The sequence below is a fragment of the Flavisolibacter ginsenosidimutans genome, from assembly GCF_007970805.1.
Classification (GTDB): Bacteria; Bacteroidota; Bacteroidia; order Chitinophagales; family Chitinophagaceae; genus Flavisolibacter; species Flavisolibacter ginsenosidimutans.
In genome coordinates this window covers 3777611-3794696 of sequence record NZ_CP042433.1, presented here as the reverse complement: position 1 = coordinate 3794696, position 17086 = coordinate 3777611, and the positions used below count along the sequence as shown (strand labels likewise).

Genomic DNA, 17086 nt, shown 5'->3' with positions numbered 1-17086 from the left:
TTAGTCCCGTTTGCGGGCTACCAACAGCAATGATTTTCCGTGGCGGTAGCCGGTGGGCTTGTCCAGCAATTTTGAGACGGGAACAAGAAAGCGGTCCCAGAACAAAACCTGTTTTTTTGTGGGGTAAGATTGTTTTAAAAACAGCTTGTTTGTTTTTGATGCCACAGAACCAAAAAAGTCCAGGTAGTGACACCATTCAATTTGAAGCGAAGGCGCTACGGCACTCACCAGCGTTTTTTTTGTGTACCGCCTGAAGTGGCCGATGGCTTTGTCAAAATCCGTGTAATCGCCGGGGTTGGCCGGTACCAGAACGCATAAATATCCCCCTGGCTTCAGGCATGCGGCGGCTTTGCCTATTTCGCCGCGGTCGTCTTCAATATGCTCCAATACGTCAATGTAAACAACAGTGTCAAACGCATTTGCGGTTTCTTCTAAAAAACCTTGTTTGACCGAACAAAGAGTGGGCAATTCACCCGCCGCAATTTTTTTGCCGATGGCAGTGGCCAGCTTAGCATCCGGCTCAACACACAGGTACTCGGCCACGGAGGCATTCAGTAAAAAAAGAACGTTGGCGCCCATGCCGGCGCCTACTTCGGCCACGCGGCCCCGCACGTAAGGCCGAAAAAACGAACTGAAATACTTTTTCCAGTTAACCGCATACTGAAACAGTTCCAGTTCGCTGCCAATGTAATCAGCGTTCATTTCGGGCAAGTTGACGACGCGTGAAAATGTAATTTTTGTACGCTTGGGAAGGATCTATGTTTCGAATGGTTTTGGCGGAAAGAATTACAAAGGAAAGCAGGAGGCCCAACGAAAAAAATTGTGCGATAAGATTGGCGAGCCCCAGGACCACGAAAGAAGTCCAGCCCGGGATGGCCAATTGCGTGAACTGTTTGATGGCAACAATGGATAAAATGCCAATGCCCGCTATGGCAGACATGATAACCGACAGCAGGGTAATGCGCACTGCCACAAACTCGCTGTACACGGCAATGGCGCTCAAGCCGTGATTGATAAGGGAGGTGTAATTCATTTTGCTTTTGCCGCGGTAACGGCTTCCGCGGTGAGTGGGCAAAGTGGTGTACGGAATTTTTGATTTGATGACGGCGCTGGAAAAATGCAGCCAAATCTCCGACACGTGCACCAGCCGTTGCGCCGTTACCGCATCCATGCAGCAAAAATTTCCGAAGCTAATACGCTGGCCCGTCAGAAAGCCGAACAATTGCTTGTATAATTTGTACAAGATCCGGAACACCGGGCCTTCGGTACGCTTCATGCGGCGGGCAAAACAAAAGCCTTTCTTTTTCCGGTGCATCTCGCCAAGCAACCTTGCAACGTCCTTCGGTTGGTCTTCTCCGTCTGAATCCATCACCACAAAATTTTGCGCATCCGGATAGGAAGCCACCGCGTGAGCCAGTCCAATGGCAATGGCTTTTTGATGCCCCATGTTGCGTATCAGTTCCAGCACCTCAACCTGAGCGTTGCTCTCTTTCAAGAAATCCGGCACAGGCTCTAACGAAAAATCATCCACCACCACCAAGCCGGTTGATGCCCATTGGCCGGATAATTCTTTTTCGAGATTCTGCAACAGGATTTGGAAACTTTCCCAGTCTTTGTAAAGTGGCGTAATGATAACAGTTGAGAGAGTGGCATTCACAACGGTAGCAGTTAAGGCACAAAAGTATTCATCCGGGCGACAATACAAAACAGTTACCGTTGGCTGTGAAAAGTTTACCGGGAAACGACCTGTCCCTTGCGCTTATGCAGATATAGTCAGGTTCTGCTTTCTGGAAGCGATGCGATTACACAGCACCTCAAAAGGGTCTTCCTCCTCTCATTTACTTATGTATTAACAAATGTTGATTTGCGCATAAACCTTTAGCGGCGGCGGCACATTTTCCAAAATAAATCTGCTTGGGATAAAACTCATCTCTTAATATCTAACGAAACAGAGATAAGAAGTTGCAAAAAATGCAAACCAAAAAATTCTTACGGACAATCCAATTATGAAACGCCTTTCCGGAATTCTACTTTGGTAACGAGAGATGCATTCAACTACGGTTTGTGCTTTTCAACCGGAACGATCGCTCCTCTCTTTACACACCGTCAAAATTCATTTACCATCACCAAAAACGAAAAGTATGAAACAGGAAAAATGTTCTAAAGCGCCTCACAACACACAGGCTGATGTAAGCAAAAGCATCATCTTTCTTTTAGCGGCATCCCTTTTATTTGTAACGGGATGTAAAAAAGAATTGACTTCCAACAATGCTGAGAGTGACAAAGCCGAATCACTTGCGATGCAAGCCAACAATGCCAAAGCACCGGCCATAGTAGTACAGCCTGGCACTTCAATACAGGCGGCCATCAACGCCGTGCCCAACGGGTCTGTGATAAAAATTTTGCAGGGAACTTATTCGGAAAGTATTGTAGTCAACAAGCCCGGAATTACGTTAACGGGAGAAGGCAACGTTGTCATTCAAAATCCAGGCGATGTAAGTATCGGCATTCAAGTAGTTAAAGGCGCCGATGGATTTGCGTTAAGCAACGTTACCGTACAGGGTTTTAAGGACAGGGCTGTGGAAATAAAAGAAATAAACGGACTGTTGTTGTCGCACGTAACGGCCATTGGCAACAACAAGGAAGAATTTGGCTTGTTCGTACAGTATTGCACCAACGGCACAATTGAACACTGCGAGGCTACCGGTCATACCGATACGGGAATTTTCGTTGGTGAATCAACCGGCGTTTCTCTTGCGCAAAACGAATCGTTTGCCAACACAATCGGTATTGAAACCGAAAACGCTTCCCGTATAACAATTGACAAAAACCATATGCACGACAACTCCGCAGGCATTTTGTGTTTGCTGGTGCCCGGAAAATCAACATCGGAATCATCCAACATTACAATCACAAAAAACCAGATTCGGGATAACAATCACGCAAATCTTCAAACCGATCCATCGGAACTGGAGTTCATTTTACCGACGGGCATCGGCATTTTAATTTTAGGAGTGGATAACATGCTGGTGGAGGATAATCACGTAACCGGCAACCAGTATACGGGTATCGGAGTGGTGACCACGGCCATTCTTGGTCCAACACCCGGCATCGACCCCGTTTCCGATAATGTAAAAGTTGTTAGCAACCAGGTTAAAAACAACGGCTTTAACCCGCAATCGCTGTACTTCCCGACCTACTTTGCTTCTGACCTGCTTTGGCTTGGACCTGATTTTGGCGCGACCGGCACCGGCAATTGCTGGAGCAAAAATTTGTACGACACCTCTTTTCCAGCGACCTTACCAAGCTGCCAGTAAACGATGCAAATGACTTGTATGAAATCCCCCTTCTAACAACAACGAAACAAGACTTTTGTGAGAGTCTTGTTTCGTTGTTGCAGCGATACGTCAGGCCGATACACGAAGATTCTGCTTTCGCACGGCAATACGGTTGCGCAGCACTTTGAAAAACTTTGACCGTTCGCGTTCGCTTACCGAACTAATGAGCGTTGACTTGCGCATCAGGTTTTGATAATAGCGGTGCATGTTCTCGCAAAAATCCACGTCGCGGGTGAGCATGAAGTTGATGCCCGTATGCGTTACAAAACAAATCTTCACACCGTCCAGCACCCCCACAATGGAATTGTCGCCGATAACCACTTCGTTAAAGTACATGTTGAAGTCTGCCAGCCGCTTTTGCCCGGGATCATTGCTGTCGAATTTGTAACCCAGTTCGGCTTGCAACTCAATGTGTGCAAACAAGCGCTCCAGCGACTCGTACACCCGAAGCAAATCCGCATCGGTTTCAAAAGCGCGGGTGTCGTGAAAATATTCTACCTGGTGCAAGGTTCCGTTCAGGCTTTCAGTATTCCAGATTTCGGAAGAGTTGATGCTGTTGTAAATGTCCATCGCTTTCCGCCCCAGCCCATATACTTCGTCGGGATAATTCTTCAGCGCAATTTTTTGTGAAGCGAAGCCTGCTGATTGCAACAAGGTTTTGTGCCAGAAGAAATATTTGAAGGCCGCCAGTTCTTTAAATTGATAATGATGAAACAACGGAATGTCTTTGCACAGGTAAAACATTTCCCGTTCTTTGAACGAAGCCATGTAACCCACTTGCTTTGCCACGGCAACCAGGTAATCTTCGAACCGGAAGAAAGCGGGATCAACGTACTTACCGTGAAAAGGAATGATGTCTGTTTTCACGTTCATCAACGCATCCAGCGAAAGCCCGTACCGGTGACAGAGTGTATAAACTTCGTCAACGCTCACAGGCTTCTCGCCGCGAATGCGGCGGTACGCACTGTCGGTACTGATGTTTAACACACCGGCAATTTCATCTACCAACGAAGCCGCAGGTACAAGACTGCTTTTGATGCGTTGAAAGATCTGTATCTGCAAGTCCGTTGTGTTCATTGTCTTGTTTTTAAATGGCTTCTTGGCGCGCCTTCAATTTTGCATACAGGTTGTTGAAGAACATGTTTCGCTGTTTCTCGGCTACGCCGCTAATAAGTGTACTGCGGCGCATGGTGTTTTGCATTTGCTCGTAAATTTTGTTGCAAAACTTATCGTTGCTGGTCACCATGTAATTCAAGGCATCGTAATTCACGTACACCGTTTTTCTATCGTCGTGCAAAGTCAAAATCAAGTTATCGCCCAAGCCAACGCGGTTATAGAACAGCCGAAAGTTTTCCTTTCGGTTGCGCGGCGATTGACCGGGCATGAACTTGCAGCCACAAGCCGCCTGCTGCTCCAGATGCTCTAACGCTTCGCGCAATCCTATATACACGGAAGTTGCGTCTTCTCTTGTTATCACACCCGTTTCGTAATAATGGTTGAGCTGTACCAAAGTACTGTTTACGCATTCGGTGTTCCAGATTTCAACCGAAGGAATTTGGCTATACACCGAAAGAATTTCTGCCGCCATTTCTTCTACGCCGGGCGTTAGTCGCGCAGCCGAATATTGGTGTTGGAAATCAGGATGCCGGAAAACGGTTCGCATCCAGAAGAAGTGCCGGAAGGCCAGCAAAGCTTTGGAAGAGAACTGGTGAAAAATAGGAACGTCGTTGCTCTCGTAAACGATGCTCTTTTGATTGCAGGCGGCCAGTGCCTTGATTTGTTGCGCAATGGCCGAGAGGTATGCTTTAAAATCGAAGTTACCCTTGCCCGGTTCCATGTTCCGAAACACGACGCAATTTTCATCAACATCAAGCAGGCCGTCGAGCGAAAGATTAAAGCGGCGGCAGAGCGAAGCCACTTCTTCTAAAATCAACGGAGTTTCGCCCCGTATGCGGCGGTAAGCGCTGTCTTCGCTGAGGTGCAAAGTTTCCGCTATTTCATTCACCAATGCCCTGTCCTGCGGAAGGGTTTCCCGAATGCGTTGGAAAAGAAAATCCTGTGTTGTTTGTTGCCTCATGCAGTGTTGTTGGCGTTGAGGAGCCATGTCTCTTCAAGATAATACAAATAATTTTCATAACAACAGTTCTTGAAAGGATGCTCAAATCCTTCACTGGATTTTTATTGCCGGCAAAAGGAATTCGATAGCAGCACTACAACGGCGTATAAACAGCGTTTGCAATTTTTGCAAACTTCCTCTCTAAGGACGCAGAATTCAATTTTCAATCGCCTTTTGCCAAAGCTACTTTCACTCATTCTTTCACCGCAGTGAAGTCCTGCGCCACAAATAACCTTAAATCGTTCAGGCATGAAAAAGCTTCTTCTTTCCATCGTAAGCTGCGTTGCGTTGCTTTCTTGTAAAAAAAACGAAACGCAAATTGTTCTCCCCGCTACTGAAAAAAACGTCTTCAACATGAAGGACAACCAAATTAAAATCGCCGTCGTTTCCGACATCCATTACACCGCGCCGGCCTTGTTTAGCAACAACGGCCAGGCGGGTCAGGCTTTCCAGGATTATTTGGCGCAAGACCCGAAACTACTTGCTTACAGTGACCCAATCTGGCGACGGGTGCTGGCTGATTTGCGGGCCGATAAACCCGACATTCTGCTGGTGCCCGGCGACCTGACCAAAGACGGGGAACGCATTAGTCACGAAGCAATGGCCGGTTTTTTTCAAAGCCTGCAAAGCGACGGCGTAAAAGTTTACGTGGTGCCGGGCAATCATGACGTATCCAATCCTGAAGCAAGACGCTACAACGGCGACAACGCTCTTCCAACGCCCAACGTTTCACCGGCAGACTTCAGCAACCTTTACGCACCCTTTGGCTATGCGGCTGCCATCAGCCGCGACCCTAATTCGTTGAGTTATGTGGCACAACCTTATCCCGGCCTTTGGATCATGGGAATTGATGCTTGTCGCTACGAAGACAACACAGATAAATCAACAACGCCGGGACGCATAAAATCACAAACGTTAAGCTGGATGCTGGAAAGATTGGCCGAAGCGAAAGCACAAAACATAACAGTCTTCGGCATGATGCACCACAATCTCCTTGAGCATTACACCAATCAATCAATACTTGATCCCGGCTACGTCATTGATAATTGGCAATCAATTTCTGAAAAGTTGATGGACGCTGGCCTCCGCATCATCTTTACCGGCCATTACCATGCTACCGATATTACCCGTGTCGAAAAAGAAAAGAACGAATTGTTTGACATTGAAACGGGTTCGTTGGTAACGGCGCCCATTCCCTATCGCCGGATTGTGATGAAGAACAAAGACCTTGACATCACCACAACACAGGTTACGTCCATCAACGCAAGTTTTCCCGACGGCATGAGCTTTACGCAATACGCCAATTCATTTTTGAGTGCACACCTCGATGTGTATTTCAATTATCTGCTAACCACACCGGCATTTGGTGCGCCGCCAACCCTTGCAGCCTTTGCAGCGCCCATCTTCAGGCAAGGCATTATGGCGCATTTGGCCGGCGATGAAAAAATTAATCCGCAGCAAAAAAACGAAGTCGCGCAGTTGGCAGGTTACTCGCCCGAGCTTGCACAAATCGTAGGCTTTCTTTGGAATGATTTGCCCGTAAAAGACAACAAAGAAAATGTGAAGTACCGCGACTAATGAACTCCCTTGTTGACCCGGTCTTTTGAAACCGGAATTTTCTCACCACCAAAAAGCAACCGTTATGAAACAAAGACAACTGCTGTTTGCACTCGCTTTTGCTTCTGTTTATTTCTCGTCCTGCATTACCGTTGCACCGGTTCACGGCACGTACGAAAAAGCGGGCACCCTGGGAAAAGGCGGCGCAGAACTGGCCGGCCATTACACCCATTACAGCGCCGGCGATGGAGGCGCATCGCAAGCCGTGAACAACAACATCGGCTTTCGCGCAGGCCTTGGCGTTGCAGACAATGTGGACCTGAAAGTGCGTTACGAAAAACTGATACCGGTGGAGAAGCCGGAAAATGGAAGCTTCAACGCCAGTTATTTTAGCGTGATTCCAAAATTCGGCATCCATCCCGGTAAGCTTGCGGTTTTTGTGCCCTTGAGTCTTTACCATTTCTCCGCATCGGAAAACGGTGGCGTTGCAACGTCCAGCAATTCGTACAGCATCGCACCGCACGTCATCGGCACCTTCACCGCTAAATCAAACCAGGTTGATTTCTCGCCTTCGGCAAACGTGGAATACATCATCAACAAAGGCCAGGGTTCGGAAAATGATTTCCTCATGGGATTCAATATTGGCGCAGGCTTTAGCAGCGATTTGCGCAAGTGGGCTATACGCCCCGAACTGGGTTATTTGTTCAAGCCCGGCGAGAGCGGCCATGTGTGGAATGTGGGCGTGGGATTGCAAGTGTTACTGACTTCAAAGCATAAAAAATAAGTCATGAAAGCCACACAAATAAAAATTTTGCTTTATCTTTTAGAAAGCGTTTCAGCAACAAATTACAACGCATGAAACTGACTGTATTTTTTCTTCTGCCGATGTTGCAGCCAGCAAGCTTCCAACCACCGCACTGCCAAAACTTGTTCGCATCAGGCAGTCCACGCAATGGCTTCCCGATTCAATTTATCCAAACACTTACTTATGGAAAATAGAAACTGTTTGTTGGGGTTCTGTCTTCTTTTTTTGACTGCACAAGCGGCAGCGCAATTTCGCATAGGCGTGCAGGCCGGTGCAAGCGTGCCGGGCGGTTCGCGTTACAGCACACAAATGCCTTATTACTTCGGCGGCACCATGCGGGTGGAAACAACCGGAAGCGGCGGCTTGGTGTTTGGCTTGTTTACATTGCCAAGACTAAACAACCGGATTTATTTGCGTCCTTCGGCAGACCTGGCGTTTCGCGGTTTCAAAAAAACACAAATACCTCCGCAAGCACCTTCGTATAGCTATACCGATGGCCACAGTTACCTTGATCTTGCGTTTCCCGTAGTCTACAACTTCAGCAACAAGCCGGGTGGCTTTTACGGCGGCGGCGGGCCGGGCCTCAGTTTTTTGTTAAGCAATCAATACGGTTCTACGCAAGTAAGGTCAACAACGGTTGGACTAAACGGCTTACTGAGTTATGTATTCCCGTTGGATTTTTCACTCAACGCAAGCTATCATCTTGGCTTGACCAATGCCCTTCTAAATTCCACCGATGGCTCTTTTAAAAATAGCTTTTTCAACATCACCATTGGGTACCTTTTTTAATGCATCGTTTTCCCGAACCCATTGAAACGGCTAACCGCAGCACCGCATTCATGACTAAAAAGATTTGCGTATGCAAACGTTAACAAAAACAAACGCTTGGCTCCTGGGGCTTGGCCTTCTGTTTATCGCTGCAGCCTGCCACAATTTTTACAAGGCCACCGCAGGCCGCACCGGGCCTTATGCTTCGGGTACGATTGACTCGCTGGAATCACGAAACCGGTACTTTGTTTTGCGAACCAATTCGCAGGCCTTCTACATGAAAAACATGGCGCTTAGCGCCGACCGGCAATCACTTAGCTGTACGCTTGATACCCTGCCACCTGCGCACAAATTGCACCTGGTAAACGGTCGCGGAGGAAACATGCGCTACAAAAAAAACGAGTTGGATGACCTTCAGGTCTTGAACGAAGTACACCTTTACGCCACCGGCGTTTCCAACGCAGCCATTGGTGAAAACTTTAGCCTGCCGCTTGACAAAGTGCAGAAGATAGAAGTGATAGAAAAAGACCAAAAACGAACAACCAACAGTTACGTTATTGGCGCGGTTGGGTACACCGTTGGCGCTTTTGCGGTAGCAGTAGCAATCATCGCTGCTACCAAAAGTTCCTGTCCTTTTGTAAGCGCTTACGATGGCAGCCGGTTTGTGATGCAGGGCGAAATCTACGGCGGCGCTATCTATCCGCAACTGGCGCGGCACGATTACCTGCCGCTAAAGATGGCGCCCCTGGCGGATGGAAGCCTGCAAGTAAAAATCACCAACGAATTAAAAGAAAAGCAATACACCGATCTCGCCGACCTGTGGGTGATAACGCACGACGCAAACACAAAAGTTCTGTCCGATGAAAAAGGAAATCTTTACAGCATTGCACCGCCAAACGAACCGCTTGCCGCTACGTTAAACGGCCGAAAAAATCTTTTGCCGGCTTTACAAAAAGAAGGCGACAACGCCATAGCCTATATGGATGATACAACAACTGCCGATGCAAGCAACAACCTTGTGCTGCGTTTTAAGAAAGAAGCCGTCGCACAAAAAGCAAAGCTTGTACTCACACTGAAGAACGGCTATTGGCTTGACCTGCTCTACGGCGAATTGGCAAAAGGCTTTGGCAATTACTACGAGAAATACCTGAAGAAACAATCGAAGAAGTCAAAAGAAGTTTTGCAAAAATGGATTGAAGAACAGCAATTGCCGCTCACGGTTTCGCTGCGTACAAAAGAGGGATGGAAAAAGATTAGTGATATCACCACCACCGGTCCTTTGGCCGACCGCACACTGGTTGTTCCAATAGATTTAAGAGGATCAAATGAAGACAGTGTTGACGTTCGTTTATCGAGTGGTTTTATGTTTTGGGAAATTGATTATGCCGGTCTTGATTTTTCAAAAGGCGAAAATTTTTCCGTTGAAAAACTTTCGCCGCTAACGGCAACAGACGAAACGGGCAGGAACGTTTTACCCTTGCTGCAAAACGAAGACGGAACGTATTTGGAACAACCGCAAATCGGCAACAGCACAACGCTCAGTTACAAATCATCGCCGCTTGCCGGAGCGTCAAAAACACAAACGTTTATACTGCACACAAAAGGCTGGTACAGGCACGTACGCAACTTCACCAACGGTCCGAACGTGGCTTTTTTAAAACGGTTTTTAAAGCCCAACGCCTTCCCTATTTACGGCAAAGAACTGTACAAACAACTGCAAGCCGAAAGCCTACCACTGATGGCAGTGAAATAACGTCCTTAAAAAATTTTTATGGAAACAACGCTTCGCTACAAACGCATTAACCTACAACCGGCAGCTTCGGATTTTATAAACGATTGCAGTGCTAAAACGGGCCGTGTGTCGTTCCTGAAAAGAACTTTTTTGTGGTGGGCCGTCAAGCTGCGCATTTTTTATTTCGCCTGCTGCGTTTTAAAAAAACCTTCGCTCATTCTTCGCACGTTTAACGACATGCTTCGCCTGCGCAACAACGTATGGGGCGGCGATTTGAAAAAAATGTACAAGGTTGACGGCAAATATTATTTCAACCTGTACACACCCGGCTGGCCTTCGAAAGCTTACGACGATTTGATCAAAACAGAATTGCGCCGTCACGCATCTCCATTGACCACAAAAGAAACGTTGTCCTTCATTCATCTTGCCATTACCCGCAAATGTCCCTTGCGTTGCGAACATTGCTTTGAATGGGACAATCTGAATCAAAAAGAATCCTTCACCAAAGAAGATTTGTTCAGGGTCATTGACCTCTACAAAAACGAAGGCGTGCTGCAAATTCATTTTAGCGGCGGCGAACCAATGGTGCGTTTAAAAGATTTGGTTGAACTCGTCCGCTATGCCAGTCCGCACGTAGCCTGTTGGGTACTTACATCGGGCTTCAATTTTACACCGCACAACGCAAGGCTGTTGAGAGAGGCCGGATGCAAAGGCGTGGTTGTAAGCCTTGATCATTACCTGCCGTATTTGCACAACGCTTTTCGTGGAAAAGAAAACGCCTTTAACAATGCCCTGACCGCCGTTGCTGCCGCAAAAAACGTTGGACTGGTAACCGCTTTGAGCGTGTGTGCCACCAAAACCTTTCTCCACGAAAATTGCCTGTTGCCTTACATGGATTTTGCGAAAAGCCTCGGCGTTCAATTTGTGCAGGTACTTGAGCCGCGCAACATTGGTCACTATGCCGATAAAGATGTGTTGCTTGACGAAGCGCACATTGCCTTGCTTGAAGAAACCTTCACGTTGGTGAATCACGCCGCAAAGTATCGTCATCATCCAACCATGCTTTACCACGGTTATCACCAGCGCAGAGTGGGTTGCTTTTCGGGCAGCCGCAGCGTGTACATTGATTCGGCCGGCGACGTGCACGCCTGCCCGTTTTGCCACACCAAGTCCTACAACATTCTTTCCATCGTTCGCGCCAACGAAAAAGCTTTGCCGCAAAAAGAAAACAGTTGTCCGCGGTTTGGAAAGATTGCCTGAAGAAGATTGCCGCCTTGTGTAGCGCTATCGGAAAACTACCGTTTAAAAACCTTTCGCTGTAAGCGAACCGGGCTTGTTATTCCTCTTTATTCCTCAACATTAAAAACCAACAAATGAAACAGCAAAGCAATGACAAGGTTCCCCGCAGGCGGTTCAGCAACAAAAAACTTTCGTTGGCGACAACTGCCCTAACCGTGCTTTTTATTTTCAGCGGTTGCAAAAAAGAATTAATGCCAAGTCCCGAAACGCAGTCAACTGCCGCGATGAACCAGGCACAAAACGCGGCCAAAAAAACACCGGTGATTGTTGTTCACCAAGGCACTTCCATACAAGCCGCGGTAAACGCTGCATCGCCGGGAACGGTGATTGAAATAGAGGCAGGCGCATACAAAGAAGCTATTGTGGTGAACAAACCAAACATCACCATCGTTGGCAGTCAAAACAAAAACCGCCCGGTGATTATTCAAAATTCCGGCGACGAGGATGATGGCATTACCGTAGAAGATGCCGGTGATGGCTTTGTTCTCAAAGACGTAACGGTACGTGACTTTAAAGAGAACGGCGTTGTGCTGCGGCACGTAAACGGCTTTTTGCTTTCGGGTGTTACAACCCTCAACAACGGCGAGTACGGATTATTCCCGGTGTTCTCAACCAACGGCGTGATTGAAAACTGCGAAGCATCGGGCCATTCCGATACGGGCATTTACGTGGGACAGTCTTCAAACGTTAGCATCAGCAAAAACGAGGCACACGATAACGTAAACGGAATTGAAATTGAAAATTGCACGAACGTAACCGCGGAAAAAAATCACAGCTATCACAACGTGGTCGGCATCATGTCCGTGTTGTTGCCCGGTCTTGTTGAAAAGCATTCGACAAACATTGTCATTTCAAAAAACGAAGTAGAAGACAACAACCACATCAACTTTGCGCACGAAGGCGAGTTAGAAGCCGCCGTTCCCAGCGGCTCCGGAATTTTAATTGTAGGCAGCGACAATACACTTGTGCTGGACAATAAAGTATCGGGCCACCAGTTTGTGGGAATTGCCGTAGTGAGCACATTAATCCTGGGCAGCCTGCTTAACCCGCCGCTACCTCCTGAGTATTTTGCCGATATCGAACCCAATCCCGATGGCGTAAGCGTAGTTGGCAATCATTTAGAAAACAACGGCTATAATCCGCCGCAAGGCTTGCCACTGCCGGGTGTGGATTTGCTTTGGGACGGTTCGGGCAATAACAACTGCTGGAGTAAAAATCATTACACCACATCCTTCCCTTCAAGCTTGCCGGCTTGCCAATAAACACTCGAAAGAAGGGTTTGCACAAGCGGCCCTTCTTTCTTTTTATCCAAAGTTGTTCAATATTGAGTTAAGCGGAAAGCAAGCCGGTTATTCTTTCGCCTGTCAGTACATTTGCAGCACTTTTGAAAAAGTGAACATGCAAACACAAAACTTATCAGAGCAGGAGATCATTCGTAGAGAAAAATTAGCGCAGTTGCAAGCACTCGGCATTGATCCTTATCCTGCGCCGCTGTATCCCGTTTCGCACTACTCAACCGAAATAAAAAATACATTTAGCGACGAACACAAAGATGCTTTCGATGACGTTTGCCTCGCGGGCCGCATCATGTCTGTTCGCGACATGGGCAAGGCTTCCTTTGCCGAGTTGCAGGATTCGCACGGCCGCATACAGATATATGTGCGCAAAGACGACCTCACAGTGGATGGCGATTCAAAAATCTATGACCAGGTTTGGAAGAAGCTAACTGACCTCGGCGATTTTGTCGGCGTGAAAGGTTTTGTGTTTCGCACAAAGATGGGCGAAGTATCGGTGCACGTAAAAGAACTGACCTTTCTTGCCAAATCGCTTCGTCCGTTACCCATTGTAAAAGAAGCCGACGGCCAGGCTTTCGACGCCGTGACCGATCCCGAATTCAAATACCGCCAGCGTTATGCAGATCTTGTTATCAATCCATCGGTGAAAGAAACTTTTGTAAAGCGCACCAAACTTCACAATTCCATTCGCGAATTTTTGAACGAGCACGGTGCGCTGGAAGTGGACACGCCGGTGCTGCAAAGCATTCCGGGCGGTGCGGCGGCAAGGCCGTTCATCACGCATCACAACGCACTGGACGTTCCGTTTTATTTGCGCATTGCCAACGAACTTTATTTAAAGCGGTTGATCGTTGGCGGCTTTGATTGGGTGTACGAGTTCAGCCGCAATTTTCGCAACGAAGGCATGGACCGTACGCACAATCCCGAGTTTACCATTCTTGAATTTTATACCGCTTACAAAGATTATTTGTGGATGATGAACGTAACGGAAAAGCTGTTGGAAAAAGCGGCCATTGACGTTACCGGTTCAACCGAAGTATTGGTGGGCGACAAGACCATTTCGTTTGAAGCACCGTTCAAACGAATTTCTATCTACGACGCCATCAAAGAACACACGGGTTTTGACGTAAGCGAACTGGATGAAGCCGGCTTGCGCGATGTGTGCCGCCAGCTTGCTATCGTCGTTGATCCGAACATTGGCAAGGGCAAGCTCATTGACGAAATCTTTGGCGGGAAATGCGAGCACCATTACATACAGCCAACCTTCATCATTGACTATCCCGTTGAAATGAGTCCGCTGACAAAAAAGCACCGCAGCAAACCGGGACTGGTAGAGCGTTTTGAGTTAATGATTAACGGAAAAGAAGTGGCGAATGCCTACAGCGAATTAAACGATCCCGTTGACCAGCGCGAACGTTTTGAAGAACAGGTAAAGTTGATGGAACGCGGCGACCTGGAAGCCATGTACATTGACCACGATTTTCTTCGCGCCTTGGAATACGGTATGCCGCCCACTTCGGGCATCGGCATCGGCATTGACCGCCTGTGCATGTTGCTGACGAACCAGCCTTCGATACAGGACGTACTGTTCTTCCCGCAAATGCGGCCCGAGAAATTCGGCGGCGAAAGCGAAGACACGGTAAAGATCAAGGAATGATTTTTCGCACGGAGCCAAGGAGAACAAATAGGAGAAATAAACTTTATTCCCTCCTTTGCTCCTTGGCTCCGTGCGACATTTCTTTTGCCTTTATTCGTGGGCTAAATCCATGCTCCGGTGCGCCTCTCTCTCCTCTTCTTCCAGCGACGTTTCTTCCAATACTTTTTGATGCCTTGCGTTACTGGCAATGTACAAGGCAAAAGCCGCCAGCGCCAGGTCTTTTAAAAAGTTCATCAGCGACTGGTACTGGTAATCCCTGTCGGCCGTATCAAAGTAATTGGGCAGGTGAATGGTAAATACAAAAACGAGCAGCATCAGCGCCAAAAGGTAAGCGGTTGTGCGCACCCAAACGTTCAGCATAAACGAAAGCGCAGCTAAAATAAAAGCTGTGCCCACCACATAAACCCAAACCTTGCCTCCAGGCAAATACGAGGGTACTTTGGTTATCAGCATGTCGGGGTGGAGATAGTGTTGTACACCGAAGAAGATCATTACGAATGACAACAGGAAGATGGCGATCCGGGAAATTAGGTGTTGATTCATCGCCTTGGATTTTAGTTCTCCTAAAGTTACGCTCATTTGGAGGCCTTCGCTTCAATTGACCTGAATTTTACACCAATTCGTCGTTTGGGATTTTGGAGTGGCATAACCGCGTATAAACGGTCAGATACATCTTTTCGAACGCATTAAACAGAACATTGCCCGTAACCTCATTTTGCATTTGACGGAGGGAAAACAGCCGGAAGTGTAAAGCTTATCAGCCCGATAGTTTGTAGATTTAGTTTAGCGTATGATAGCGGCGAAAAACACAACCGGCAAGGGTTATCACTTTTTGTTTTGGTTGCTTGCAGCAGCCGTGTGGCTTTATTTGCGCTACCAGGATTATTCAACGCTTGCGCAAGCGGTTTGGATAACGATCATAAAAGTAACCGAACTTGCTTTGCTTGTTTACACCGTAAACGGCTTGCTCGTGCCGCGTTTTTTGTACAAAAAAAAGTACGGGCTTTTCGCTATTGCCTTCACCGGTCTTGTGGCCGTTTGCAGTTTTTTAAAAATGTTGCTTGTAGCCCGTGTGCTCAGCCAGTCAATGGATGTTGTGAATGTGAAGGCGGCGGTGTACAACAATTTTGTGACGCAGGCCTTTTTGGTGCTGGCCAGCATTGCGCTCAAGTCGGCGGTTGATTACATTCAGCTTCAAAAACGCATGGCCGACGTAGCCAAAGAAAAAGCGGAGGCCGAACTGAATTTTTTAAAAGCACAAATCAACCCGCACTTTTTGTTCAACTCCTTAAACGCGGTTTACTTTTTAATTGACAAGAAAAACACGGAGGCAAGAGACGCGCTGCACCGGTTTTCGGAAATGCTGCGCTACCAGTTGTACGAATGCGGCGGCAAACGCATCGCCATTGAAAAAGAGATTCATTTTTTGAAAGATTACGTGGGCTTGCAACAACTGCGAACCGGAACAAACACCGCCGTTCAATTTTGTTGCGAAGAAGACGTAGCGCAGTTCAGCATCGAGCCTTTACTGCTGATTCCTTTTGTGGAAAACTCGTTCAAGCATCTTTCGCATTTTGACGACGGCAAAGAAAACAAAGTGCGGATAAATCTCTCGCGGCAAAACGGTTCAATGCTGTTCTCGGTTTACAACACAACAGAAGAAAAAGCGGTGGCCGAAAGCGGTGGCATTGGTTTGGACAATGTGCAAAAACGGCTTCAACTTCTTTATCCCGACAAACACAAACTAACCGTCAAAAAAAGCGACGGCTGGTTTGGCGTAGAACTTCAACTCTTCCTGACATGAAACTGAATTGCTTTGTTGTTGACGACGAGCCGCTGGCCCGCAAGGGTTTGAAGGAATACATCGGCGACGTGGATTTTTTGCAGTTTGCAGGCGAAGCCGACTCGCCACTGAAAGCAACGGAACAAGTAAGCAGCGGCAACGTTCACCTTTTGTTTCTCGACATTCAAATGCCGAAGATCACCGGTCTTCAATTCTTTTCTTCGCTGCAACAAGCGCCGCCGGTAATTTTCACCACGGCTTATCCGCAATATGCGCTGGACGGCTTTGAGTTGAATGCCTTGGATTATTTGGTAAAGCCCATTTCGTTTGATCGCTTTTTAAAAGCGGCATTACGGGCCAAAGAATATTACGACGTGCGAACGCAAAACCAGCAACAGGATTCTGCTGCCAATTACTTGTTCATTAAAGTTGACGGCAAACTGGTAAAGATTTTTTACGACGATATTTTGTACGTGGAAGCGCTTCAGAATTACGTTACCGTTCACACCAAAGAAAAAAAGTACATCACCTATCTCACTTTTCATTCCATTGAAGAATTTCTGCCGCAAAACCTGTTTATCAAAGCCCACAAATCTTACTTGGTGGCGATTTCAAAAATTGAAAGCATTGAAGGCGCTTGCATTTGCATTGGGCAACATGCCTTACCTATCAGCAGAAATTTAAAAGACCAGGTGATGGAGAAATTGGTGAACAACCGGCTTTTGAAGCGATAAAC

The 17086-nt window shown here is 47.3% G+C and carries 15 protein-coding genes; 10 read left to right on the top strand and 5 right to left on the bottom strand.

Annotated features, from left to right (window positions below; translation table 11 throughout):
* Entirely contained in the window at nucleotides 1-702 is a 702-nt protein-coding gene (locus FSB75_RS16090; protein ID WP_146789581.1) for a class I SAM-dependent methyltransferase, read from the bottom strand.
* Nucleotides 692-1657, bottom strand: a complete 966-nt coding sequence (locus FSB75_RS16085) for a glycosyltransferase (protein WP_172623182.1) — start codon at nucleotides 1655-1657, stop codon at nucleotides 692-694. Before FSB75_RS16085 ends, FSB75_RS16090 begins: the two co-directional genes overlap by 11 nt.
* A gap of 484 nt (nucleotides 1658-2141) precedes the next feature.
* Here FSB75_RS16085 and FSB75_RS16080 point away from each other — a divergent pair, with 484 nt between their 5' ends.
* Complete coding sequence (locus tag FSB75_RS16080) at nucleotides 2142-3317, top strand: right-handed parallel beta-helix repeat-containing protein (RefSeq protein ID WP_172623181.1); 1176 nt, start codon at nucleotides 2142-2144, stop codon at nucleotides 3315-3317.
* Between the two features lie 90 nt (nucleotides 3318-3407).
* Here FSB75_RS16080 and FSB75_RS16075 read toward each other — a convergent pair whose 3' ends face one another.
* Both FSB75_RS16075 and FSB75_RS16070 read right to left on the bottom strand, forming a co-directional pair.
* Nucleotides 3408-4415 carry a hypothetical protein gene (locus FSB75_RS16075; protein ID WP_146789575.1) on the bottom strand — a complete coding sequence of 336 codons (1008 nt, stop codon included), beginning with the start codon at nucleotides 4413-4415 and terminating at the stop codon, nucleotides 3408-3410.
* A gap of 10 nt (nucleotides 4416-4425) precedes the next feature.
* Nucleotides 4426-5415 carry a helix-turn-helix domain-containing protein gene (locus FSB75_RS16070; RefSeq protein WP_172623180.1) on the bottom strand — a complete coding sequence of 330 codons (990 nt, stop codon included), beginning with the start codon at nucleotides 5413-5415 and terminating at the stop codon, nucleotides 4426-4428.
* 288 nt (nucleotides 5416-5703) lie between these two features.
* On the opposite strand from FSB75_RS16070, the gene FSB75_RS16065 reads away from it, so the two are divergent.
* From FSB75_RS16065 to lysS, 7 genes are all read left to right on the top strand, one after another.
* Nucleotides 5704-7032, top strand: a complete 1329-nt coding sequence (locus FSB75_RS16065; protein ID WP_146789571.1) for a metallophosphoesterase family protein — start codon at nucleotides 5704-5706, stop codon at nucleotides 7030-7032.
* 64 nt (nucleotides 7033-7096) lie between these two features.
* Complete coding sequence (locus FSB75_RS16060) at nucleotides 7097-7795, top strand: hypothetical protein (protein WP_146789569.1); 699 nt, start codon at nucleotides 7097-7099, stop codon at nucleotides 7793-7795.
* 204 nt (nucleotides 7796-7999) lie between these two features.
* Nucleotides 8000-8605, top strand: coding sequence for an outer membrane beta-barrel protein (locus FSB75_RS16055; RefSeq protein ID WP_172623179.1), 606 nt, complete (start codon nucleotides 8000-8002; stop codon nucleotides 8603-8605).
* Nucleotides 8606-8675: 70 nt separating this feature from the next.
* Nucleotides 8676-10337 (top strand): hypothetical protein, encoded by a 1662-nt coding sequence (locus tag FSB75_RS16050; protein ID WP_146789565.1) that lies wholly within the window; start codon nucleotides 8676-8678, stop codon nucleotides 10335-10337.
* Nucleotides 10338-10355: 18 nt separating this feature from the next.
* Nucleotides 10356-11576, top strand: coding sequence for a radical SAM protein (locus FSB75_RS16045; protein ID WP_146789563.1), 1221 nt, complete (start codon nucleotides 10356-10358; stop codon nucleotides 11574-11576).
* A 113-nt stretch (nucleotides 11577-11689) separates the two neighbouring features.
* Nucleotides 11690-12877, top strand: coding sequence for a parallel beta-helix domain-containing protein (locus FSB75_RS16040; RefSeq protein WP_146789561.1), 1188 nt, complete (start codon nucleotides 11690-11692; stop codon nucleotides 12875-12877).
* Nucleotides 12878-13013: 136 nt separating this feature from the next.
* Nucleotides 13014-14567, top strand: a complete 1554-nt coding sequence (lysS, locus tag FSB75_RS16035) for a lysine--tRNA ligase (protein WP_146789559.1) — start codon at nucleotides 13014-13016, stop codon at nucleotides 14565-14567.
* A gap of 90 nt (nucleotides 14568-14657) precedes the next feature.
* On the opposite strand, the gene FSB75_RS16030 is transcribed toward lysS, so the two are convergent.
* A complete protein-coding gene (locus FSB75_RS16030; protein ID WP_146789557.1) occupies nucleotides 14658-15110 on the bottom strand; it encodes a DoxX family protein in 453 nt (150 codons plus the stop codon).
* Nucleotides 15111-15357: 247 nt separating this feature from the next.
* Here FSB75_RS16030 and FSB75_RS16025 point away from each other — a divergent pair, with 247 nt between their 5' ends.
* Together FSB75_RS16025 and FSB75_RS16020 are read left to right on the top strand one after the other, a co-directional pair.
* The gene (locus tag FSB75_RS16025; protein WP_146789554.1) at nucleotides 15358-16371 is read left to right on the top strand and encodes a sensor histidine kinase; all 1014 of its coding nucleotides are present in this window, start codon (nucleotides 15358-15360) and stop codon (nucleotides 16369-16371) included.
* On the top strand, nucleotides 16368-17084 hold the full coding sequence (locus tag FSB75_RS16020) for a LytR/AlgR family response regulator transcription factor (protein ID WP_146789552.1): 717 nt from the start codon (nucleotides 16368-16370) through the stop codon (nucleotides 17082-17084). Before FSB75_RS16025 ends, FSB75_RS16020 begins: the two co-directional genes overlap by 4 nt.
* The last annotated feature ends 2 nt before the right edge of the window (nucleotides 17085-17086 follow it).